We start from the raw sequence: 20201 nt of genomic DNA on the forward strand, positions 1-20201 counted from the left end.
CGTCCGTCAGCGCTGGAGGGACCCGGCCCGTCAGCGGGGACCCGGCCCGTCAGCGCCGGAGGGACCCGGCCCGTCAGCGGGGACCCGGCCCGTCAGCGCTGGACGAACACCGCCACGGTGCGGCCCGGCACGGTGAACGTGCCGGTCCCGGCGTCGAAGCCGGACTGCTTGACCACCGGGTCGACGCCGCCCGCCTGCACCGGGTGCAGCGCCTGCGCCGTCCCCCTCAGCCCGGCCACGGTCTGCTGCTGCGCCGAGGGCGTGGCGTTGAACACCACGGTGATCCCCTTCTCCGCGCCCGCCAGCCCGGTGCCGTCCAGGTGCAGCGTGATCACCCCGGGCGTCTCGCCGGCCGTGCCGGAGAGCGGGTAGGAGAGCCGCTGCTGAACCGCCGCCAGGGTGGGCAGCGAGAACAGCGGCGAGCCCTGCTTGATCCGCAGGAACTGCTGGTACTGCGCGCTGGTCGCGGCGATGTCCGCGGCGCCCACCCTCAGCTTCGGGTTGGCCAGCAGGGACTTGGCGGCCGGCCACATCTCCTTGTTGTCGGCCGCCGGCGGCAGGCCCCGGCCCCAGCCGTTGCCCTGGGAGGCGTCCCAGTGGATGGCGTTGAACCAGTCACCGGAGTCGTAGGCGTTGGCGTCCAGCGACTTGGAGCGCAGCAGGTCGGTGCCGGCCTGGGCGAAGCCCGGCCCCTGGGTCAGCGCGGTCAGCGAGAGCGCGAGCGCCTGCATCCGGGCCCGGTCGGCGGGCGCCGTGCCGGCCGGCAGCTTGTACGCGAGCGCGTCGAACAGGTCGGCGTTGTCGTGCGCGTCCACGTACTCGATCGCCTCGCCGGGCTTGGCCGCGTACCCGGTCGGGGCGCCGTTGTAGTCGACGCCGGCGCCGGTGACCGTCCGCCCGGAGCTGTCGGTGAAGCTGTAGCCGGCCAGGTTGCCGGTGAGCGCCACCTTCAGCTGGTCCATCTGCTTGAGCAGCCGGGCCTTCTGCTCCTCCGGGGTGCCGTTGGCGGGCGAGCCGTTCGGGTCGGTGAACAGGCCCGAGGCGAAGCCCTGCTGGGGGGCGGAGGAGAGCATGAAGTTGCCGCCCCGGGCGGCGTCCCGGATCCGGTCGTCGAAGGTGGCGATCCCGGTGCCGGCCATGTTGAGCTGGGTGGCCTGTTCGAACCGGGCGTTGTTCGCCACCACGCCGAAGTTCCAGCCCTCGCCGTAGAGCAGGATGTTCTTCCCGTCGACGCCGTCCGAGTCCGGGGTCATCCGGCGCAGCGCGGCCTGCACGTCCAGCATGGTGGACTTCGGGTCCAGGCCCATCAGGTCGAAGCGGAAGCCGTCCACCTTGTACTCGCGGGCCCAGGTGGTCACCGAGTCCACCACCAGGCGGTTCATCATGGCGTGCTCGGGCGCGGTGTCCGCGCAGCAACTGTCGGTGGTCACCTTGCCGTTGGCGTCGAGCCGCTGGTAGTAGCCGGGCACCACCTTGTCCAGCACCGAGTGCTCGGCCTGGCCGCTGGCGGCGGTGTGGTTGTAGACCACGTCCAGCACCACCCGCAGCCCGGCGGCGTGGATCGCCTGGACCATCTGCCGGAACTGCACGGTGCGGGCCGTACCGTTCGGGTCCGTCGCGTACGAGCCCTCCGGCACGTTGTAGTGCAGCGGGTCGTAGCCCCAGTTGTAGGCGTCCTCGGCCGCGACGGCCGCCACGCACTCCTGCTGCTTCTCGCTGTCCGCGGCGAGGGACGCGAGGTCGCAGGCGGGCAGCTTCTGCTCGGCCCGGTTCTCCCGGATGGTGGCGATGTCGAAGGTCGGCAGCAGGTGGACGGTGGTGACGCCGGCCTCGGCCAGCTCGCTCAGGTGCCGCATCCCGGCCGACTGCGACTCGGTGAAGGCCAGGTAGGTGCCGCGCTCGGCGGCCGGCACGGTGGTGTCCTCGACCGAGAAGTCCCGGACGTGCAGCTCCTGGATCTGCTGCTGCGCGGGCGGCACGGCCTTCGGAACGGCGTGGTCGTCCCAGCCCTGCGGCTTGAGCTCCTTGGCGGCGAGGTCGGCGACCAGGCTGCGCCGCGAGTCGGTGGAGAGCGCGACCGAGTACGGGTCGGTGACGGTGTTGGTCACCAGCTTCTGGACGGACGGCGCCCAGACCTTCACCTGGTACAGGTAGTACTTGCCGTCCAGCTCGGCCCTGTCCCTGACCAGTTCCCAGACGCCGGTCTCGTCGTCCAGCTTCAGCGGCACGGTCTTCGGGGTGCCGCCGGCCGGGCCGTCGAAGAGCTGGACGGAGACCTCCTGGGCGGTCGGCGCCCAGACCGAGAGCGCCACCTTGCCGTTGTAGTACGCCGGGCCGAAGTCCACCCGGCCGGTGCGGCGCGCGTACAGGTCGTCGAGCACGCCCGGGATCTGCACCCCGGTGGCGGCCAGGGCGGCGCCGCTGGGCAGGTGCTCGGTGAAGAGCAGCTGGCTGCGCAGGGCCTGGGTGATCCGGCCGGCGTCGCGCGGGTCCACCGTGAAGGCGCGGTAGCCGGCCAGGTGCGGGTACTTGGTCTTCTGCGCGTCGGTCAGGCCGCCCGGGGCGGGCGTCAGCCGGATCCACTGGCCGGGCTTGCTCAGCACGCCCTTGTCGGCCGTGATGCCGCCCGCCGGGTCGTACACCAGCTGGGCGCTGGTCCCGCCGGCCAGGCCGGCGTCGCCCGCGCCGTACGCGGCGGGGACGACCAGCGTCCTCGCGTCGATCCACTGGGCCTTGGCCGAGCCGAGGTCCAGCTGCGAGGAAGCGGCGGCGTTCTGCGGCAGCAGGTAGCCCTCGCGGCCGCCGAGGATCCACACCTCGCGGCCGTTGACCGCGAAGTCCAGCGACTGGTCGCCCGGCAGGTCCTTGTCGTTGCCCCGGTGCAGGATGTAGCTGAGGCTGGTCGCGCCGGGCGCGAGCGGCACCTCGAAGACGGCGCCGAAGGCGTCGCGGCGCACCGGCTGCAGCGGGTTGCCCCAGTCGGTGGGGTTGGCGGCGCCGGTCCAGTCGTGCAGGCCCCAGCCGTCGTAGTCGCCGTCCGCCCGGTTGTAGTGGATGACGGCGGTGTTGGCGGGCGGGGTGGTGACCGGGCCCGGGTTGGCGGTGCGGACCGTCGGGTCGCCCTCCTTGAGCCAGATCTCGCCGGTCGAGCCGACGTCCAGGTGCCGGTCGGCGTCGACGTCCTTGACGCCGTCCTTCTCCACGATGAAGCCCACGTCGGAGGCGCCGGGCTTCAGCTTCACGTAGGCGAAGGCGCCGTACGCGTCCCGGCCGGTGAAACCGTGCCCGGCCGGCCACTGGGTGGACTCGCCGTCGGCGATGTCGCCCCAGGCGTAGAGGTTCCAGCCGTCGTAGTCGCCGTCCTTGCGCTGGTAGTGCACGACGGCGTACGGGCGGGCGGTGGCGCTGGGCACCGGCTTGGGCGCCGGGGCCCCGGTGGTGAAGCTGCCGGTGGCCGAGCGCAGGTGGCCGCTGGAGTCCTGCACCACGGCCTTGTAGCGGACGACGGTGCCGGGGGCGACGGCGGAGAGGTCCTGGGTGACCCGGAAGGTGACCTGGCCGGCGGAGCCGGACGCCCCGCTGTCGGCGGTGCCGAGGTTCTGCCAGGGCGCGTTGCCGATCTGGGCGGCGAAGGTGACCCGGTTGAAGCCGCCGCCGTCGACGTCCGCACCGACGGTGACGCTGCCGGAGGACCCTTCGGCCGGCGGCTTGAGCGCGAGCTGCGGCGCGGCCGCGACCGGGGCGAGCTTGCCGGCGGCCTTGAGCACGACCGACGACAGCGCCGGCACGGTGACGGTGACCTTCCGGTCGGCGCCGCTGGTCAGCCGCTCCCCGGCGACCGGGTAGATCCGGTCGAAGCCCTGGCCGGCCGAGAAGGTGTCCAGGGTGACGGTCTTCGCCTCGGTCGCGTTGTTGACCGCGACGAGGTACTCGACCTGCTCCCCGGCGTCGATCCGGGAGAACGCGTACACACCCGCGCCGTCTGCGGCGTACCGCTCGATCTGGGCGCCGTCGGCGAGCGCCGGGTGGTCGCGGCGCAGCTTCGCCAGCCCTGCGATGCCCCGGTAGAGCTCGCCGCCCTGCCCGTAGCGGTCGGCGGAGCCGGCGGAGCCGCCGAGCACCCGGTCGCCGTTGTAGGAGGGCGTCTGCGAGGCGAAGAGGTCCTGCCGGGCGTCCTTGTCGCCGCCGGCGCCGGTGAAGCCCTGCTCGTCGCCGTAGTAGACGACGGGCTGGCCGCGGGTGAGGAACTGCAGCTCGTTGCCGAGCCGGTCCTTCTTCAGCAGGGTGGCCTCGTCGGCGCCCGGGTTGTCGCTCAGCAGGAAGGAGCCGAAGCGGCCCATGTCGTGGTTGCCGAGGAAGGTCGGCAGCTCGTACGCGTCGGTGTCGGCGCTCGTGTAGCGGTAGTCCTGCCCGTAGACGTCGGCCAGGTTCTTCGCCGAGCCGCCCTGCGAGACGTAGGAGCGGGCCGCGTTCTGGAACGGGAAGTCGAGGGTGGCCTGCAGCCGTCCCTTGGTGACGTACGGCGAGGTGACCGCCGGGTCGCCGGAGTAGACCTCGCCGAACATGAAGAACTTCCGGTTGCCCTGCTTGGCGGCGAAGTCCTTGAGCGCGGGCGCCCACTGCTGCCAGAACGCCATGTTGACGTGCTTGACGGTGTCGATCCGGAAGCCGTCCACGCCGGCGTCCTTGACCCACTGCTGGTAGACCTTCTCGAAGCCCTGCACCACCTTGGGGTTCTGGGTGTCGAGGTCGTCCAGGCCGGAGAAGTCGCCCTCGGTGGCGGACTCGCCGACGAAGGTGGAGTCGCCGCGGTTGTGGTAGAGCGCGGGGTCGTTGAGCCAGGCCGGGGTCTTGGCGGTGGCGTCGGCCGGGTTGCGGAAGACCGGGCTGTACGGGAACGACTCCTTGGTCAGCTTCGGCCAGGCGGCGGCCGCGTCGGCGACGGCGGTCTCGTCGACCGGCCGGCCGTCCGCGTCCAGCACCGGGTAGGCGCCGGTGGAGCGGTAGCCGTACCGCTTCTCCTGGTAGTCGATGACGTCGGCGGTGTGGTTGGTGATGACGTCGAAGAAGACCTTGATGCCCCGCGCGTGCGCCTTGGCTATCAGCTCCTTGAGCTGCTCGTTGGTGCCGAAGTGCGGGTCGACCTGGGTGAAGTCGGTGATCCAGTAGCCGTGGTAGCCGGCGCTCGCGTTGTCGCCGGTGCCCTGGACGGGCTTGTTCTTGAAGATCGGCGCCATCCAGATCGCGGTGGTGCCGAGGTCCTGGATGTAGTCGAGCTTCTGGATCAGTCCGGCCAGGTCGCCGCCGTGGTAGAAGCCCTTGTCCGCCGGGTCGAGGCCGTGCTCCAGCCGGCTGCCGGTGATGCCTCCGGTGTCGTTGGCGTGGTCGCCGTTGGCGAAGCGGTCCGGCAGGACGAAGTAGAACTGCTCCCGGGTGAGGTCGTGCCGCCCGGCGGTGGCGGCGAGCGCGGCGTCCGAGGGCGGGCCGGGCGGGGCGGCGGCGAGGGCTGCCGGGGCGGTGCCGAGGGTGGCGGCGGTGAGCGAGGCGGCGAGCAGCACCGCCGTCCGGCCGGGTCTGCGGGTGGTGCTCCGCCGGCGGCGGGGCGGGAGATCGGCCACTGAGGGCTCCCTGCGGGGGAAGGGGGTGATCGAGTTGCCAGGACGCTAGCGGTCTGCAATATGTTTCAGCAAGATGCAGAAACCGTTTCCGGCAGGGAAAATACGCTTCTCGTACCGATGTCCGCACCCCGATTGCGCCGGCCGATCCGCCCGGCGTGACAATGGGACGTATGCCCGTCCCACCGGTTCGCACCAGACCCAGCCGCACCCGCTACCCCGGTGGGAGCTACCCCCTAGCCCTCAAGGGGGACAGCCGGTGAAGAATCCACTTCCGCAGGATGAGCAGACGGCTACGGGACGTCTGGCAGACTTCTCGTCCATGGGGGAACCGACCGAGACCACGCAGCCCGGCGCCGAGCACGTCGAGCAGGACCACACCGGCGGTTCCGAACCGGTCGCGCCCGGGGGCGGCCGGATCCCCGACGGAGCCACCCGCGCGGCCCAGTCCCGCTCCGCCGCGCTGCGCGGCCGCATCCGCGACCAGCGGCGCTCGCCGGCCCGGCCGCGGATCTGGTTCGAGCTGGCCCTGATCGGGATCAGCTACTGGGTCTACTCCCTCGTCCGCAACGCCGTGCCCGAACAGGCCTCGATAGCCCAGAAGCACGCGACGTGGATCTGGGACTTCGAACAGAGCCTCGGCTTCGCCGTCGAGCGCTCGGTCAACCACGCGGTGGACAAGATCTCGTGGCTGATCGTCGGGATGAACTACTACTACGCGACGCTGCACTTCATCGTGACCATCGGCGTCCTGGTCTGGCTGTACCGCCGCCACCCCGGGCGGTACGTCGCGGCGCGCACGGTGCTGTTCGTCACCACCGGCATCGCGCTGGTCGGCTTCTACTTCTTCCCGCTCGCGCCGCCCCGGCTGATGACCGGCGGCAACTTCGTCGACACCGTGCTGGTCCACCACACCTGGGGCTCGATGGCCTCCGGCCCGGCCCGGCACGTCTCCAACCAGTTCGCCGCGATGCCCTCGATGCACATCGGCTGGTCGCTCTGGTGCGGTCTGGCGATCTTCTTCCTGGCCCGCGCGGCCTGGGTCCGGACGCTCGGCCTGCTCTACCCGGTGGTCACCCTGGTGGTGATCGTCTCCACCGCCAACCACTTCTGGATGGACGCCGTCGGCGGCGTCGCGTGCCTCGCGGTCGGCTTCGTGGCGGCCCGGCTGATCTACCACGTCTGGGCCTACCAGCTGCCCAGGGTCCCGGCCCGGGAGACGGCGGAGCAGCCGATCACCGTGCCCGAGCAGTGGAGTGCGCCCGCCGTGAGCGCCGGCCGGCGCTGACGTCAGGTTCCCGGGGCCCCGCCGTGCCGGCGGGGCCCCTCCGCGTTCCCGGCCCGGCCCGGCTCCACCGCTGCGGGCCCGATCCGTGGAGCCTCACCCGTAGAACAGCCGCTCCACCACCACCCGGGCCCGCCGGGTGGTGCGCCGGTAGTCGTCCACCAGCTCGCCGCTGTGCCCGGCACCGTAGCCGAGGTAACGGGCGACCCCGGCCAGCTCCCGGGCGTCCGCGGGGAAGCTGTCCCCCGGCCGGCCGCGCACCAGCATCACCGCGGACCGCACCCGCGAGGCCAGTACCCAGGCGGCGTCCAGCACCGCCGCGTCCTCCGTCCCGACCAGCCCGGCGTCCAGCGCGGCCGCCAGCGCGGCCCTGGTCCGGCTGGTGCGCAGTGCCGGCAGCTCGTGCCCGTGCTGCAGCTGGAGCAGCTGGACGGTCCACTCGACGTCGGCCAGCCCGCCCCGCCCGATCTTGGTGTGGGTGGTCGGGTCGGCCCCGCGCGGCAGCCGCTCCGCCTCGATCCGGGCCTTGATCCGGCGGATCTCCATCAGGTCCCGCTCCGGCACCCCGGCGCCCGGGTAGCGCAGCGGGTCGATCAGCTGCCGGAACCGCGCTCCCAGCTCCTCGTCCCCGGCCACCGGCTCGGCCCGCAGCAGCGCCTGGCTCTCCCAGGCGTGCGACCAGCGCCGGTAGTACGCCGCGTACGAGGCGAGGGTGCGCACCAGCGGCCCGTTGCGGCCCTCCGGCCGCAGGTCGGCGTCGACCTCCAACGGCGGCTCGGTGGACGGCGCGGCCAGCAGGGCGCGCAGCTCGTGGCAGACCGCCTGGGCGGCCTTCGCGGCGTCGTGCTCCAGCGAGCCGAGCAGCGGCTCGTGGACGAAGAGCACGTCCGCGTCGGAGCCGTAGCCCAGCTCGTGCCCGCCGAACCGGCCCATCGCGATCACCGCGATCCGGGTCGGCAGATCCCCGTGCCGGGCCTCCCAGCCCGCGATGCAGGCGCGCAGCGCACCCTGCAGGGTGGCGGCGTTCAGCGCGGTGAGCGCCTCCCCGGCGGCGTCCAGGGCCTCGGCGGGATCGTCGCCGAGGCGGCCGAGCACGTCGGCGGCGGCCGTCCGGAACAGCTCGCGGCGGCGCACCGACCGCGCGGCGGCGACCGCCGCCCCGGCCGTGTCGGCCCGGCCGACCGCGGCCAGCACCTCCTGCTCCAGCCCGGCCCGGCCGCGCGGCACCAGGCCCTGCGGGTCACCCAGCATGGCCACCGCCTCGGGGGCGCGCAGCAGCAGGTCGGGGGCGAGCCGGCCGGCCGAGAGCACCCGCGCGAGCTGCTCGGCGGCACCGCTCTCGTCGCGCAGCAGCCGCAGGTACCAGGGGGTGCGGCCGAGCGCGTCGGAGACCTGGCGGAAGTTGAGCAGCCCCGCGTCCGGGTCGGCGGAGTCGGCGAACCAGCCGAGCAGCACCGGCAGCAGGGTGCGCTGGATGGCGGCCTTGCGGCTGACGCCGGAGGCCAGTGCCGAGAGGTGGCGCAGCGCGGCGGCCGGGTCGGCGTAGCCGAGCGCCTCCAGCCGGGCCCGGGCCGCGTCCGGGGTGAGGCCCGCCGCACCGGGCGGCAGTTCGGCGACGGCGTCCAGCAGCGGCCGGTAGAACAGCTTCTCGTGCAGCCGGCGGACCTCCACCGCGTGCCGCTTCCACTCCCGTTGGAGGGCGGCGACCGGGTCGGCCCGGGTGTCGTCGTTGATCAGCGGGGCGAGCGAGCGGGCCAGTCGGCGCTGGTCCGCCTCGCCGGTCGGCATCAGGTGGGTGCGGCGCAGCCGGTGCAGCTGGATCCGGTGCTCCAGCGAGCGCAGGAACCGGTACGCCGCGTCCAGCGAGGCGGCGTCGGCCCGGCCGACGTAGCCGCCGCGGGAGAGCGCGGCGAGCGCCTCCAGGGTGTTGCCGCTGCGCAGGGCCGGGTCGGTGCGGCCGTGCACCAGTTGGAGCAGCTGGACGGAGAACTCGACGTCGCGCAGGCCCCCCGGGCCGAGTTTGAGCTGGCGGTCCAGCTCGGTGGCCGGGATGGAGTCGATCACCCGGCGGCGCATCTGCTGCACGTCGGCGACGAAGTTCTCCCGGGCGGCGGCCTGCCAGACCATCGGCTCCAGCGCCGCCAGGTACGCCGCGCCCAGCTCGGTGTCCCCGGCCACCGGGCGGGCCTTGAGCAGGGCCTGGAACTCCCAGGTCTTGGCCCACCGCTGGTAGTACGCGACGTGGCTGGCCAGGGTGCGCACCAGCGGGCCGTGCCGGCCCTCCGGCCGCAGGTTGGCGTCGACCGGCCAGATGGTGCCCTCGCCGGTGGTGTCGGAGCAGAGCCGGGTGAGCGCGGCGGCCAGCCGGGTGGCGGCCTTGAGCGCCTCGTGCTCGTCGACGCCCTCCCGCGGCTCGGCGACGAAGATCACGTCCACGTCGGAGACGTAGTTGAGCTCGCGCCCGCCGCACTTGCCCATGCCGATGACGGCGAGGCGGCAGGCCGCGGCGGCGTCCGGGTCCTGCTCGGCGGCGAGGTCCAGGGCGGTCTGCAGGGTGGCGCCGGCCAGGTCGGCGAGCTCGGCGGCGGTCTGCGCGAGGTCGGTGGTGCCGGTGAGGTCGCGGGCGGCGATGGCCAGCAGGCAGCGGCGGTAGGCGATCCGCAGCGCGTCAGCCGGGCGGCCGGCGCCGTCCGACCGGACGGCCTCGGCGAGCGCGCGCAGGAAGTCGTCCGGGCCGGGGTGCATGTCGCGCAGCTCGAAGGTGACCAGCGCGTGCCAGTCGTGCGGGTGCCGGGCCAGGTGGTCGGCGAGCGCGGTGGACGCGCCGAGCACGCCGAGCAGCCGGTCGCGCAGCGGCTTCGAGGTGGTCAGGGTGTCGCGCAGGGCGTGCCGGTCCGGCTCGTCGGCGGCCTCCAGCAGGCGGGCGAGGCCGAGCAGGGCGAGGTCGGGGTCGGCGGTGGCGCCGAGCGCGTCCAGCAGGACGGGGTCGTCGGCCAGCCCCTCCAGGGCGGGCCCGGCGAGCAGCCGCACGGCCTGCGCCGGATCGGTGAACCCCCGCCGGACGAGCCTGATCTCCGGCCGGCTCACCCGGCTCCCGGCCCGCTGCTCCTCCACCGCCATGGCCCCTCCATCCCTCCGTTCAGCAGGTTACGCGCCCCCACGGCGCGGCGCCGGGCATGACCGCGGAGCGGACGCCGCCCGGCCGGCGGTGTGGCGTGTCGGCTTGCCCGCCCGTCCGGGGCGCGGTGGAGTACGCCCATGACCGGTCCGGACGGCTCGGGCCACGGCGTGCCCGCGGCTGCGCCGTGCGGACCGCGCCCCTTCCCGGTCCGACGTCCGCACCCCGGCCTCAGTCGAAGGACAGCCCATGGCGACCGCGCACCCGCCCGCGGCCCGATCCCCGCGCCGGCGCCCGCGCCGGGCCGCGGTCGGTGCGCTCGGCGACCTGCTGTTCACCGTGGGCGTGCTGCTCGCCCTGCTGGTCGTCCACGCACTGTGGTGGACGGACCTCACGGCCGACCGGCACGCGGATCTCGCCGCCGAACAGCTGCGTCGGCGCTGGTCGACGGCGGTCCCGGCGACACCGCCGACGACGGCGCCACCGACTGGAAGCACGGACGCCGCCGCCCCGGCCCCGTTCGGGGAGGACGACGGCATCGGTTTCCTGCACGTGCCCGCGATGGGCGCCGGCTACCAGGTGCTGATCAAGTCCGGCACCGACGAGAGGACCCTCGCGGAGGGCGTCGCCGGCGCCTACACGGAGCCGTACGCCTCCGCCATGCCCTGGGAACCCCGCGGGAATTTCGCCCTGGCCGCCCACCGGGACGGCCACGGCGCGAAGTTCCACGACCTGGACGTGCTGGAGCCGGGCGACCCCCTGGTCGTGGAGACCCGCGACCGCTGGTACGTGTACCGCGTCGACGCCACGCTGCCGAAGACCTCCAAGGACGACACCGGCGTCATCGCCCCGGTGCCCACCGGCTCCCCCTACACCGGGCCAGGCCGCTACATCACCCTGACGACCTGCACGCCGGTCTACACCTCGCTCCACCGGATGGCCGTCTGGGGCAGCCTGGTCCGGGAGCAGCCGGTGGACGCCGCTCGTACGCCGCCTCCCGAGCTGCGGTAGCCGGGCCCCTCGCAGGGGCGACCGGTGGAGGCCGGCCGACGGACGGGGGCGCGGCGCGCCTCCCCCCCGGCCGACCGTCCCGGCCGTTCAACGGCCGGGACGGCATCCCGGACGACCGCGCAGCGCGGCCCGTGGGTTCACCCGGCGGCCCGGGGGACGGGTGCGGTCATGCACGCCGCCGGCCGACCCGCATCGCCGCCACGCCCGCCGCGAGCAGCGCGGCCGAGAGGCCGATCATGATCGGCATCCCCTGGGAACCCGTCTCGGCGAGCTCGCCGTGGTGGTGCCCGGACTTGTGCTCCGTGTCCTTGCCGTACGGCTTGCCCTGATGGTCCTTGCCGCCGCCGTAGTGACCGCTCTGGTGCTCCTGGCCGGAGGCGTGGTGCACGGGCTTCCCGCCGTGCTCGCCGCCGCCGTGGTGGACCGCCGTGGAGGGCTTGCCCGCCTGCCCGGCGAGGCTGGTCTTGTTCACGTTGTGCGAGGCCTGCTGGTTCTTCTGGCTCTGGGCGTTGGACAGCTTGTTGTCCTGCGAGGCCGACTGGCTGTTGTGCGCCGCGTTCTGCGCGCTGTTGTGCGCCGAGTTGTTCGAGCTGCTGGCGGCGATGTTGTTCGCGCTGTTGTCGAGGTTGTTGGTGACGCTGACGCTGTTCTGCACGACGACGGTCACGTTGACGTGCTGGTCCTGGCCCTGGTTCTGCGCGCCGCTCTGGCTCTGGCCCTGTTCCTGGCCCTGACCCTGCAGCTGGCCCTGGCCCTGGTTCTGGCCCTGGCCTTGGCCTTGGCCCTGGTTCTGGCCGTTGCTCTGGCCCTGGTTCTGCCCCTGCCCCTGCTCGCCGTGGCCCTCGTGACCACCATGGCCCTCGTGACCCTCGTGGCCCTCGTGGCCGCCGTGACCCTCGTGGCCGCCGTGACCCTCGTGACCCTCGTGGCCCTCGTGGCCGCCGTGACCCTCGTGACCACCGTGGCCCTCGTGACCACCGGACTCGCAGTCGCAGTCGGACGGCCCGTGACCGTCGCCGTGGCCCTGCCCGTTCTCGGCGCAGTGCTCGCCGTGCTCGCCGCCACCGGTCGGCCGCCCCTCGGGGGTCACGAGCTCCGGCGACGACGAAGCCGCCGGCCGGGTGCGCACGATGCCGTCCTCGCCCAGCTGGGCCGGCTCGTCCTGCTCCACGCCGTCGCCCCCGCCCGACTCGGCGGACTCCCACGCCGGGCCGTCGGCCCAGGCGGCCTCGGCCTCGGCGTCGGTACCGGTCTCGGCCCGGTGCGCCGGGCGGACCACCGGCGAGGAGTGGATGGTGCTGCGACCGGTGAAGGTCCAGGTGCTGGCGGCTGAGCCGGTGTCCTCCTCGGCCAGGCGCAGGAGGCTGTCGACCCATTCGCCCTGGGCCTCCACGGATTCCGAGGCCACGCCGTGGTCGACGAGGGGTGAGGCGTAGGCCGTGCCGTCCGCTCCCCAGACGAGGGCGGCCGAGGCCAGTCCGGACAGGACCAGGGTGGTGATTCGAGTACGCATGACGCTCCAGGATGATCCGCAAAACGGATCTTCTGAATACGCCCCTCCGTCATCCGTTCACGGTTCGCACCGCTGGGGTGTAACCGCATCGGCCTAACGAATTAGCGTGCGCGGGGGACACCGCCCTGGCACGCCCGCTCCACCCTCAACGCCCACCGGCACGGGCGCCCGTCTCCACGAACCACAAGTGGGCCCACTCCGAACGGAGCAAGCCCACTGGGTAGTTGACAGGCCGTCAGAGAACCTGGAGGTTCTTCCGCAGCTCGAAGGGGGTGACCTCGGAGCGGTACTCCTCCCACTCCTGGCGCTTGTTGCGCAGGAAGAAGTCGAACACGTGCTCGCCGAGGGTCTCGGCGACCAGCTCGCTGCGCTGCATCAGGTCGATGGCCTCGCCGAGGTTCTGCGGCATCGGCTGGATGCCGAGGGCGCGGCGCTCGGAGTCGGTGAGGGCCCACACGTCGTCGTCGGCACCCGGGGGCAGCTCGTAGCCCTCCTCGATGCCCTTGAGGCCGGCGGCGAGGGTGACGGCGTAGGCGAGGTAGGGGTTGCAGCCGGTGTCGAGGGAGCGGACCTCGATCCGGGTGGAGCCCTGCTTGCCGGGCTTGTACATCGGCACCCGGATCAGCGCGGAGCGGTTGTTGTGGCCCCAGCAGATGTACGAGGGGGCCTCGCCGCCGGCGCCCGCGGTGCGCTGCGAGCCGCCCCAGATCCGCTTGTAGGAGTTGACCCACTGGTTGGTGACGGCGGCGGTCTCGGCGGCGTGCTTCAGCAGGCCCGCGATGAAGGAGCGGCCGACCTTGGAGAGCTGGTACTCGGCACCGGACTCGTGGAAGGCGTTGCGGTCGCCCTCGAACAGCGAGAGGTGGGTGTGCATGCCCGAGCCGGGGTGGTCGGAGAACGGCTTCGGCATGAAGCTGGCGTGCACGCCCTGCTCCAGCGCGACCTCCTTCATGACCAGGCGGAAGGTCATGATGTTGTCGGCGGTGGAGAGCGCGTCGGCGTACCGCAGGTCGATCTCCTGCTGGCCGGGGGCGCCCTCGTGGTGCGAGAACTCCACCGAGATGCCCATCGACTCCAGCATGGTGATCGCCTGGCGGCGGAAGTCGTGGCCCACCCCGCGCGGGGTGTGGTCGAAGTAGCCGGACTGGTCGGCGGGGATCGGCGGGGTGCCGTCGCCGGGCAGGTTCTTCAGCAGGAAGAACTCGATCTCGGGGTGGGTGTAGAAGGTGAAGCCCAGGTTGGAGGCCTTCTCCAGGGTGCGCTTCAGCACGAACCGCGGGTCGGCGAAGGAGGGCGAGCCGTCCGGCATCAGGATGTCGCAGAACATCCGGGCCGTCCCGGGCGTCTCCGAGCGCCACGGCAGGATCTGGAACGTGGTCGGGTCCGGCTTGGCGATCATGTCGGACTCGTAGACCCGGGCGAAGCCCTCGATCGCCGAGCCGTCGAAACCGATGCCCTCCTCGAAGGCCTGCTCCAGCTCGGCCGGCGCCACGGCCACCGACTTCAGGAACCCGAGCACGTCGGTGAACCACAGCCGGACGAAACGGATGTCACGCTCTTCGAGCGTCCGAAGCACGAACTCCTGCTGCTTGCCCATGGGGACAGTCTCACCTCTGCTCTTTACGTTCGTGTTACGCCCGGAAACCACCCGAGAGCGGCTGCCCCCATCATGGCGGATCACCGCCGCCGAGGGCAGCGGCGACCCCCGCCCGAGGACATCGCGTCAGTTAGACGATTAGACTCGGGCCATGCCCAATCTCCGTCTCGCCCTGAGCCAGATCGACCCCTGGGTCGGTGACATCGCCCGCAACAGCGATGAGGTGGTGCAGTGGACCAAGCGGGCCGCCGAGGCCGGCGCCCAGCTGGTCGCCTTCCCCGAGATGGTCCTGACCGGGTACCCGGTCGAGGACCTCGCCCTGCGCGGCTCGTTCGTCGAGGCCTCCCGGTCCGCGCTGGTCGAGCTGGCCGGCCGGCTGGCCGCCGAGGGACTGGGCGGGCTGCCGGTGGTGGTCGGCTACCTCGGCCGTTCCGAGCACGCCTCGCCGCGGTTCGGCCGCCCGGCCGGGTCGCCGCAGAACTGCGCCGCCGTGCTGCACCGGGGCGAGGTGGTCACCCGGTTCGCCAAGCACCACCTGCCCAACTACGGCGTGTTCGACGAGTACCGCTGGTTCGTCCCCGGCGACCAGCTGCCGGTGCTGCGGCTGCACGGGGTGGACGTGGCCCTGGCGATCTGCGAGGACATCTGGCAGGACGGCGGCCGGGTGACCGCCGCCCGCGAGGCCGGGGCCGGCCTGCTGCTGGTGATCAACGGCTCGCCGTACGAGCGGAACAAGGACGACATCCGGCTGGAGCTGGTGCGACGGCGCGCCGCCGAGGCGGGCTGCCCGCTGGCGTACGTCAACATGGTCGGCGGCCAGGACGAGCTGGTCTTCGACGGCGACTCGATCGTGGTCGGCGCGGACGGCGAGGTGCTGGGCCGCTCCCCGCAGTTCGAGGAGCACCTGCTCGTGCTGGACCTGGACCTGCCGGCCGCCAGCAGCGACCACACCGACGGGCTGCTGCTCAGCGACGGCCTGCACCTGGTCCGCGCCGAGCTGGGCGGCGAGGAGCGGGAGTCGCCCGCCGAGCGGCTGCGGGCCGAGGTGGCCCCGCGGGTCTCGGACGAGGCCGAGATCTGGGCCGCGCTGGTCTCCGGCACCCGGGCGTACGTGCGCAAGAACGGCTTCCGCTCGGTGCTGATCGGCCTGTCCGGCGGCATCGACTCGGCGCTGGTGGCGAGCATCGCGGTGGACGCGCTCGGGGCCGGGAACGTGTACGGCGTCTCGATGCCGAGCCGGTACTCCTCGCAGCACTCCAGGGACGACGCGGCCGAGCTGGCGCGCCGCACCGGGCTGCACCTCCGGACGGTCCCGATCGCCCCGATGTTCGACGCCTACCTGGCGGCCACCGAGCTGACCGGCCTGGCCGAGGAGAACCTGCAGTCCCGGCTGCGCGGCACGCTGCTGATGGCGATCTCCAACCAGGAGGGGCACATCGTGCTCGCGCCCGGCAACAAGAGCGAGCTCGCGGTCGGCTACTCCACCCTCTACGGCGACTCGGTCGGCGCGTTCGGGCCGATCAAGGACGTCTACAAGTCGCTGGTCTTCCGGCTGGCCCGCTGGCGCAACGAGGAGGCGGAGCGGCGCGGCGAGGTACCGCCGATCCCGGAGAACACCATCAGCAAGCCGCCGTCCGCCGAGCTGCGGCCGGACCAGGTGGACACCGACTCGCTGCCCGACTACGACCTGCTGGACACCGTGCTCGACCTCTACGTGGAGGGCGACCAGGGCCGGGACGCGATCGTGGCGGCCGGCTTCGACCCCGCCGTGGTGGACCGCGTCGTCCGGCTGGTCGACACCGCCGAGTACAAGCGGCGGCAGTACCCGCCGGGCCCCAAGATCTCGGTCAAGGGCTTCGGCCGGGACCGCCGCCTCCCCATCACCAACCGGTGGCGCCGGGGCTGACCGGTACCGGGCCGGGGCCGAGCAGTACCGGTAGGCCGATCAGTACCGGTAGGTGGCGGCCACCGCGAGGTGGTCGCTGCCGTCCCGGCCCAGGGTGCGGGAGTCGGTGGGCCGCAGGCCGCCCTTGCTCATGATCTGGTCGATCCGGGCCATCGGGAAGGACGCCGGCCAGCTGAAGCCGAAGCCGTCGCCGGCCGCGCCCTGGGCCGAGCGCATCTGCGAGGTGACCGGCGCCAGGCTCCGGTCGTTCATGGTGCCGTTGAGGTCCCCGAGCAGCAGCACCTTCTTCAGCGGCTCGGCCTGGATGGCGTCGCCGAGGGCCTGGGCGCTGGCGTCCCGCTGGTGGACGGTGAAGCCGCCCTCGGCCTTCAGCCGGACCGAGGGCAGGTGCGCGACGTACACCGCGACCGGGCCCTGCGGGGTGGTGACCTGGGCCCGGAACGCCCTGGTCCAGCCCATCTTGATGTCCACCACGGAGACCCCGCCGATCGGGTACTTCGACCAGAGCCCGACCGTGCCCTCCACCGCGTGGTACGGGTAGGTGTCGGCCAGCCCGGTCTCGTACGTGCGCAGCGCCTTGCCGGCCAGTTCCTGGAGGGCGACGATCTGCGCGCCGGACTCCCTGAGCAGCTTCACCGTGCCCTGGGTGTCCGAGTTGGCGGCGGCCACGTTGTGGCTGACCACCGTCCAGTCCCCGGTGCCGCCGCTCTTGTCGGTGAGCAGCCCGCCGAACATGTTGAGCCAGATCAGCACCGGTACCAGCAGCGCGACCAGCGCGGTCGCGGAGCGGCGCAGCAGGGCGGGCACCAGCAGCAGCGGGACGGCCAGGCCGAGCCAGGGCAGGAAGGTCTCCAGCAGGCTGCCGAGGTTGCCGACGGTGTTGGGCACCTCGGCGTGGAAGGCGAGCAGGGCCGCGGTGAGCAGGGCGAGGGCGGCGACGACCAGGCCGCGCCGCCAGGTGGTGCTGCCCCGGCCGTCCCGGCCCCAGCCGCGCAGGCCCAGGAAGCCCGCGCCCGTGGAGCCCGCGCCGCCGGAGCCGCCCGAGCCGCCGGGGCGACCGTCGGCGCTACCGGGACCCTCGGCGGCACCGGGTCCCTCGGCGGGGCCCGGACCCTCGGCGGCGCCCGGACCGTCGGCGGGACCGGGGCCGCTGCCCCCCGCCTCCGGTGCCGCCGCCCGGTCCGCCCTGTCCGCCTGCGTCATGCCGTGGCTCCCGTCGTTCGTGCCGCCTGCCGGTCCGGTGGGCGCCGCCGGTGGGCGGGCGCGGGTGCCGGACTGGTGCCGGTTTGATCGGATTCCCGGCTCAGCCTATGCCGGGACAGACGCGGGGCCGGTGGAGCGGGTTCCGGCGTGGCCCGGTTTGGTGAGCCAGGCCACGCCGCACGGCCCGGACGGGTAGGGTGCCGGCCGGCGGCGGGCGGTTCCGGAATGTTCGCGTCCGGAAAGGCGCAGGTCAGCCCCGGTCGTCCGGCACGCCCCGGTCGTCCGGCACGCCCCGGTCGCGCTGCCTGCTCCGGGCGGCCGGACCGGCCAGGCCCTCCAGCAGCGTGTCGACCATCCGCACGGCCAGCGTCGGATCGTCCAGGTCGGAGTCGTCCCAGAGGATGCTGCGGGCGAGGATCGGGCCGAGCAGCAGGTCGCCGAGCAGCTCGTCGTCGAGGTCGGAGCGGAGCTCGCCCTCGGCGATGCCGCGGAGGACCACCTCACGGGCGTGCTGCCGCCGCGGTGTGATCACCCGTTCGCGGTAGGCGGCGTGCAGTTCGGGCCAGCTGTGCATCTGGCTGAAGGCGGCCTTGAGCACCCAGCGGGAGCGCTTGGTCAGGCCGCGGATCCGCATGTACTCGATCATCGCCACCAGCTCGTCGCGGGCGGACCCGCCGGTGGGCTGGGGCAGCGGCGCCTCCAGCCGGCTGACCATGTCGACCAGCAGCGCCTCCTTGTTGGGCCAGCGCCGGTAGATGGTGGCCTTGCCGACGCCGGCGGCGGTGGCGATGCCCTCGATGGTCAGCTCGGTCAGGCTGGTGCCGCCGGCCATGAGTTCCTCGACGGCGGTGAAGATGGCCTGCTCGGCCGCCTCACTGCGCGGACGGCCCCGACGCGGCCCGGTGCAGGTCGGCTCGACCGTGGTGTCCGTCTTCATCCCGCTCGTTCTCCCTCGGTGCTCGCGGGCGCGCGGCGCCGTCCCCACTCCCGATTGTCGTCCGCGCCCCGGCCCGGTGGAAGCCGCGGTACGGACGGTGGCCCCGTCCGCCCGGAGGGTTCCGGGTGGACGGGGCCCCATTCTCGCTCAGCGTGGCCGTCGACACGCCCGCCCGCCCCCGGGGCGGGTCACGGCCGGGCGGCCGCGGTCACCGGTCAGGCGCCGGCGGACTCGGTGGCCCGGACCTGCTCGGCACGGTCGGCGGTCCGCTCCGGGGTGGGCGCACCGCCGGGGCCGCCGGCCGGCAGCCGGCCCGGGAGCAGGAACCAGGCGAGCAGCGCGCCGAGCACGGTGACGCCGGCCGAGAGTCCGGCCACCACGTGCATGGCGCCGATGAAGGAGTCGTTGGCCGGACCGACCAGGTCGGCGCCCTGCGGGCCGAGCCGCCCGGCGACGGCCAGGGTGGCCTCCAGGGACTCCCCCGCCTTCTCGCGCAGCGCCTCGGTCGGCAGCCGGTCCAGCTCGTCGGCCATGCCGTCGCGGTAGACGGTGGAGAGCACCGCACCGAGCACGGCGACCCCGAGCGAGCCGCCGACCTGGCGGAACGTGTTGTTGATCGCCGAGCCGGCGCCGGCCTTCTCCCGCGGCAGCGAGCCCATGATGGCGACGGTGACCGGCGGCATCACGTGCGCCATGCCGGCCCCCATCAGCAGGCCGAGCACCACCAGCACCCAGATCGGGCTGTCGACGTCCAGCAGCTGGTAGCCGACGAAGCCGGCCGCGATCAGCGCCATGCCGCCGGCGCAGGTGGCGCGGACGCCGAAGCGGTCGACCACCAGCCGGGCGCGGGGCGCGAACACCAGCTGGGCGCCGGCCAGCGGCAGCATCAGCACGCCGGCCTGGAGCGCGCTGTAGCCGCGCACGCTCTGGATGTAGAAGACGCCGAAGAAGGAGACGCCCATCAGGGCGAAGAACACCACGCCGACGACCACCACGGAGGCGCTGAACACCTTGTCGCGGAACCAGGTGACGTCCAGCGCCGGGTGTGCCGTGCGCTTCTCGAACCGGACGAAGGCGACCAGCGCCGCCAGGCCGACCAGCATCGGCGCCCAGGCCCCGACCGCGGTGAAGTCGGCGAGCTCGCCGCCCTTGATGATGCCGTAGATCAGCGTGACCAGGCCGACGATCGAGAGCAGCACGCCGACCGGGTCGAGCCGGCCCGGGGCCGGGTCCTTGGACTCGGGCACCAGCAGCGCCATCGCGACCAGGGCGACGATCACGATCGGGACGTTGATCAGGAAGACCGAGCCCCACCAGAAGTGCTCGATCAGCAGGCCGCCGGTGATCGGGCCGATGGCGATGGCCAGGCCGACCGCGCCGGCCCAGATGCCGATCGCCTTGGGCTGCTCGGAGCGCTCGAAGACGTTCATGATGATGGCCAGCGTGGCCGGCATCGCCAGCGCGCCCCCGACGCCCATCAGGGCGCGGTAGCCGATGAGTTCACCGGGCGAGGCGGCCAGCGCGGACAGCAGCGAGGCGATCCCGAAGACCACCATGCCGGCCAGCAGCGCGCGTTTGCGGCCGAACCGGTCCCCGAGCAGGCCGGCCGTGAACAGCAGCCCGGCGAAGACCAGGGTGTAGGAGTTGATCGACCACTCCAGGTCGCTCTGGCTGGCGCCCAGGCCGACGGGCGCCGGGGTCGCGATGGTCTTCATCGCGACGTTGAGGATCGAGTTGTCGAGGACGACGACGAGCAGGGCGAGCACCAGGGTGCAGAGGATCGCCCAGCGCCGACGGTGGATGGCTTCCGGCACACGGCGTGGCGCGGCTGCGGTGGTCATTGCGGTTCCCGTCCGTGGTGGCGTGTCACTGGCGGGTAATTCCGAGTCGTGAGCGTCTCGTAACCCCCCGATCAGCGTAGCGCCGATTTTCGATACGAGACGACTCCGTTTCGTAAAGTTCGGGCAAAGGACCGGGCCCACCCGCCCGCCGGAGGCCTGGTGTGTCCTGGATCGC

General features: G+C 73.2%; 10 protein-coding genes. 3 read left to right on the forward strand and 7 right to left on the reverse strand.

All coding sequences use genetic code 11. The features are described 5' to 3' along the window. Positions 1 to 92 precede the first annotated feature (92 nt). The gene (gene pulA, locus ACFVHB_RS19275; protein WP_380323182.1) at positions 93 to 5618 is read right to left on the reverse strand and encodes a pullulanase-type alpha-1,6-glucosidase; all 5526 of its coding nucleotides are present in this window, start codon (positions 5616 to 5618) and stop codon (positions 93 to 95) included. A 319-nt stretch (positions 5619 to 5937) separates the two neighbouring features. On the opposite strand from pulA, the gene ACFVHB_RS19280 reads away from it, so the two are divergent. Beyond that, on the forward strand, positions 5938 to 6903 hold the full coding sequence (locus tag ACFVHB_RS19280) for a phosphatase PAP2 family protein (RefSeq protein ID WP_380323185.1): 966 nt from the start codon (positions 5938 to 5940) through the stop codon (positions 6901 to 6903). Positions 6904 to 6996: 93 nt separating this feature from the next. On the opposite strand, the gene ACFVHB_RS19285 is transcribed toward ACFVHB_RS19280, so the two are convergent. Continuing rightward, a complete protein-coding gene (locus ACFVHB_RS19285; RefSeq protein WP_380323188.1) occupies positions 6997 to 10020 on the reverse strand; it encodes a bifunctional [glutamine synthetase] adenylyltransferase/[glutamine synthetase]-adenylyl-L-tyrosine phosphorylase in 3024 nt (1007 codons plus the stop codon). Between the two features lie 247 nt (positions 10021 to 10267). On the opposite strand from ACFVHB_RS19285, the gene ACFVHB_RS19290 reads away from it, so the two are divergent. Next, complete coding sequence (locus ACFVHB_RS19290; protein WP_380323191.1) at positions 10268 to 11029, forward strand: class E sortase; 762 nt, start codon at positions 10268 to 10270, stop codon at positions 11027 to 11029. Between the two features lie 166 nt (positions 11030 to 11195). Here the strand turns inward: ACFVHB_RS19290 and ACFVHB_RS19295 are convergent, their stop codons facing one another. Both ACFVHB_RS19295 and glnA read right to left on the reverse strand, forming a co-directional pair. Next, complete coding sequence (locus ACFVHB_RS19295; protein WP_380323194.1) at positions 11196 to 12542, reverse strand: hypothetical protein; 1347 nt, start codon at positions 12540 to 12542, stop codon at positions 11196 to 11198. Positions 12543 to 12777: 235 nt separating this feature from the next. Further along, complete coding sequence (gene glnA / locus ACFVHB_RS19300) at positions 12778 to 14139, reverse strand: type I glutamate--ammonia ligase (RefSeq protein ID WP_380323197.1); 1362 nt, start codon at positions 14137 to 14139, stop codon at positions 12778 to 12780. Between the two features lie 151 nt (positions 14140 to 14290). Here glnA and ACFVHB_RS19305 point away from each other — a divergent pair, with 151 nt between their 5' ends. After that, positions 14291 to 16045, forward strand: a complete 1755-nt coding sequence (locus ACFVHB_RS19305) for an NAD+ synthase (RefSeq protein ID WP_380323200.1) — start codon at positions 14291 to 14293, stop codon at positions 16043 to 16045. A 39-nt stretch (positions 16046 to 16084) separates the two neighbouring features. Here ACFVHB_RS19305 and ACFVHB_RS19310 read toward each other — a convergent pair whose 3' ends face one another. From ACFVHB_RS19310 to ACFVHB_RS19320, 3 genes are all read right to left on the reverse strand, one after another. After that, positions 16085 to 17248, reverse strand: a complete 1164-nt coding sequence (locus ACFVHB_RS19310; RefSeq protein WP_380323203.1) for an endonuclease/exonuclease/phosphatase family protein — start codon at positions 17246 to 17248, stop codon at positions 16085 to 16087. 250 nt (positions 17249 to 17498) lie between these two features. Then, positions 17499 to 18185, reverse strand: coding sequence for a TetR/AcrR family transcriptional regulator (locus tag ACFVHB_RS19315; protein WP_380323206.1), 687 nt, complete (start codon positions 18183 to 18185; stop codon positions 17499 to 17501). 215 nt (positions 18186 to 18400) lie between these two features. Beyond that, a complete protein-coding gene (locus tag ACFVHB_RS19320) occupies positions 18401 to 20026 on the reverse strand; it encodes a DHA2 family efflux MFS transporter permease subunit (protein WP_380323208.1) in 1626 nt (541 codons plus the stop codon). Positions 20027 to 20201 lie beyond the last annotated feature (175 nt).

Source organism: Kitasatospora sp. NPDC127111 (assembly GCF_042677465.1).
GTDB lineage: Bacteria > Actinomycetota > Actinomycetes > Streptomycetales > Streptomycetaceae > Kitasatospora.

What these genes read in the sequence shown, in the direction of transcription:
- ACFVHB_RS19280 (WP_380323185.1), top strand. Translation starts at nt 5,938, where the DNA reads ATGGGGGAACCGACCGAGACCACGCAGCCCGGCGCCGAGCACGTCGAG.
- ACFVHB_RS19285 (WP_380323188.1), bottom strand. Translation starts at nt 10,020, where the DNA reads ATGGCGGTGGAGGAGCAGCGGGCCGGGAGCCGGGTGAGCCGGCCGGAG.
- ACFVHB_RS19290 (WP_380323191.1), top strand. Translation starts at nt 10,268, where the DNA reads ATGGCGACCGCGCACCCGCCCGCGGCCCGATCCCCGCGCCGGCGCCCG.
- ACFVHB_RS19295 (WP_380323194.1), bottom strand. Translation starts at nt 12,542, where the DNA reads ATGCGTACTCGAATCACCACCCTGGTCCTGTCCGGACTGGCCTCGGCC.
- glnA (WP_380323197.1), bottom strand. Translation starts at nt 14,139, where the DNA reads ATGGGCAAGCAGCAGGAGTTCGTGCTTCGGACGCTCGAAGAGCGTGAC.
- ACFVHB_RS19305 (WP_380323200.1), top strand. Translation starts at nt 14,291, where the DNA reads ATGCCCAATCTCCGTCTCGCCCTGAGCCAGATCGACCCCTGGGTCGGT.
- ACFVHB_RS19310 (WP_380323203.1), bottom strand. Translation starts at nt 17,248, where the DNA reads ATGACGCAGGCGGACAGGGCGGACCGGGCGGCGGCACCGGAGGCGGGG.
- ACFVHB_RS19315 (WP_380323206.1), bottom strand. Translation starts at nt 18,185, where the DNA reads ATGAAGACGGACACCACGGTCGAGCCGACCTGCACCGGGCCGCGTCGG.
- ACFVHB_RS19320 (WP_380323208.1), bottom strand. Translation starts at nt 20,026, where the DNA reads ATGACCACCGCAGCCGCGCCACGCCGTGTGCCGGAAGCCATCCACCGT.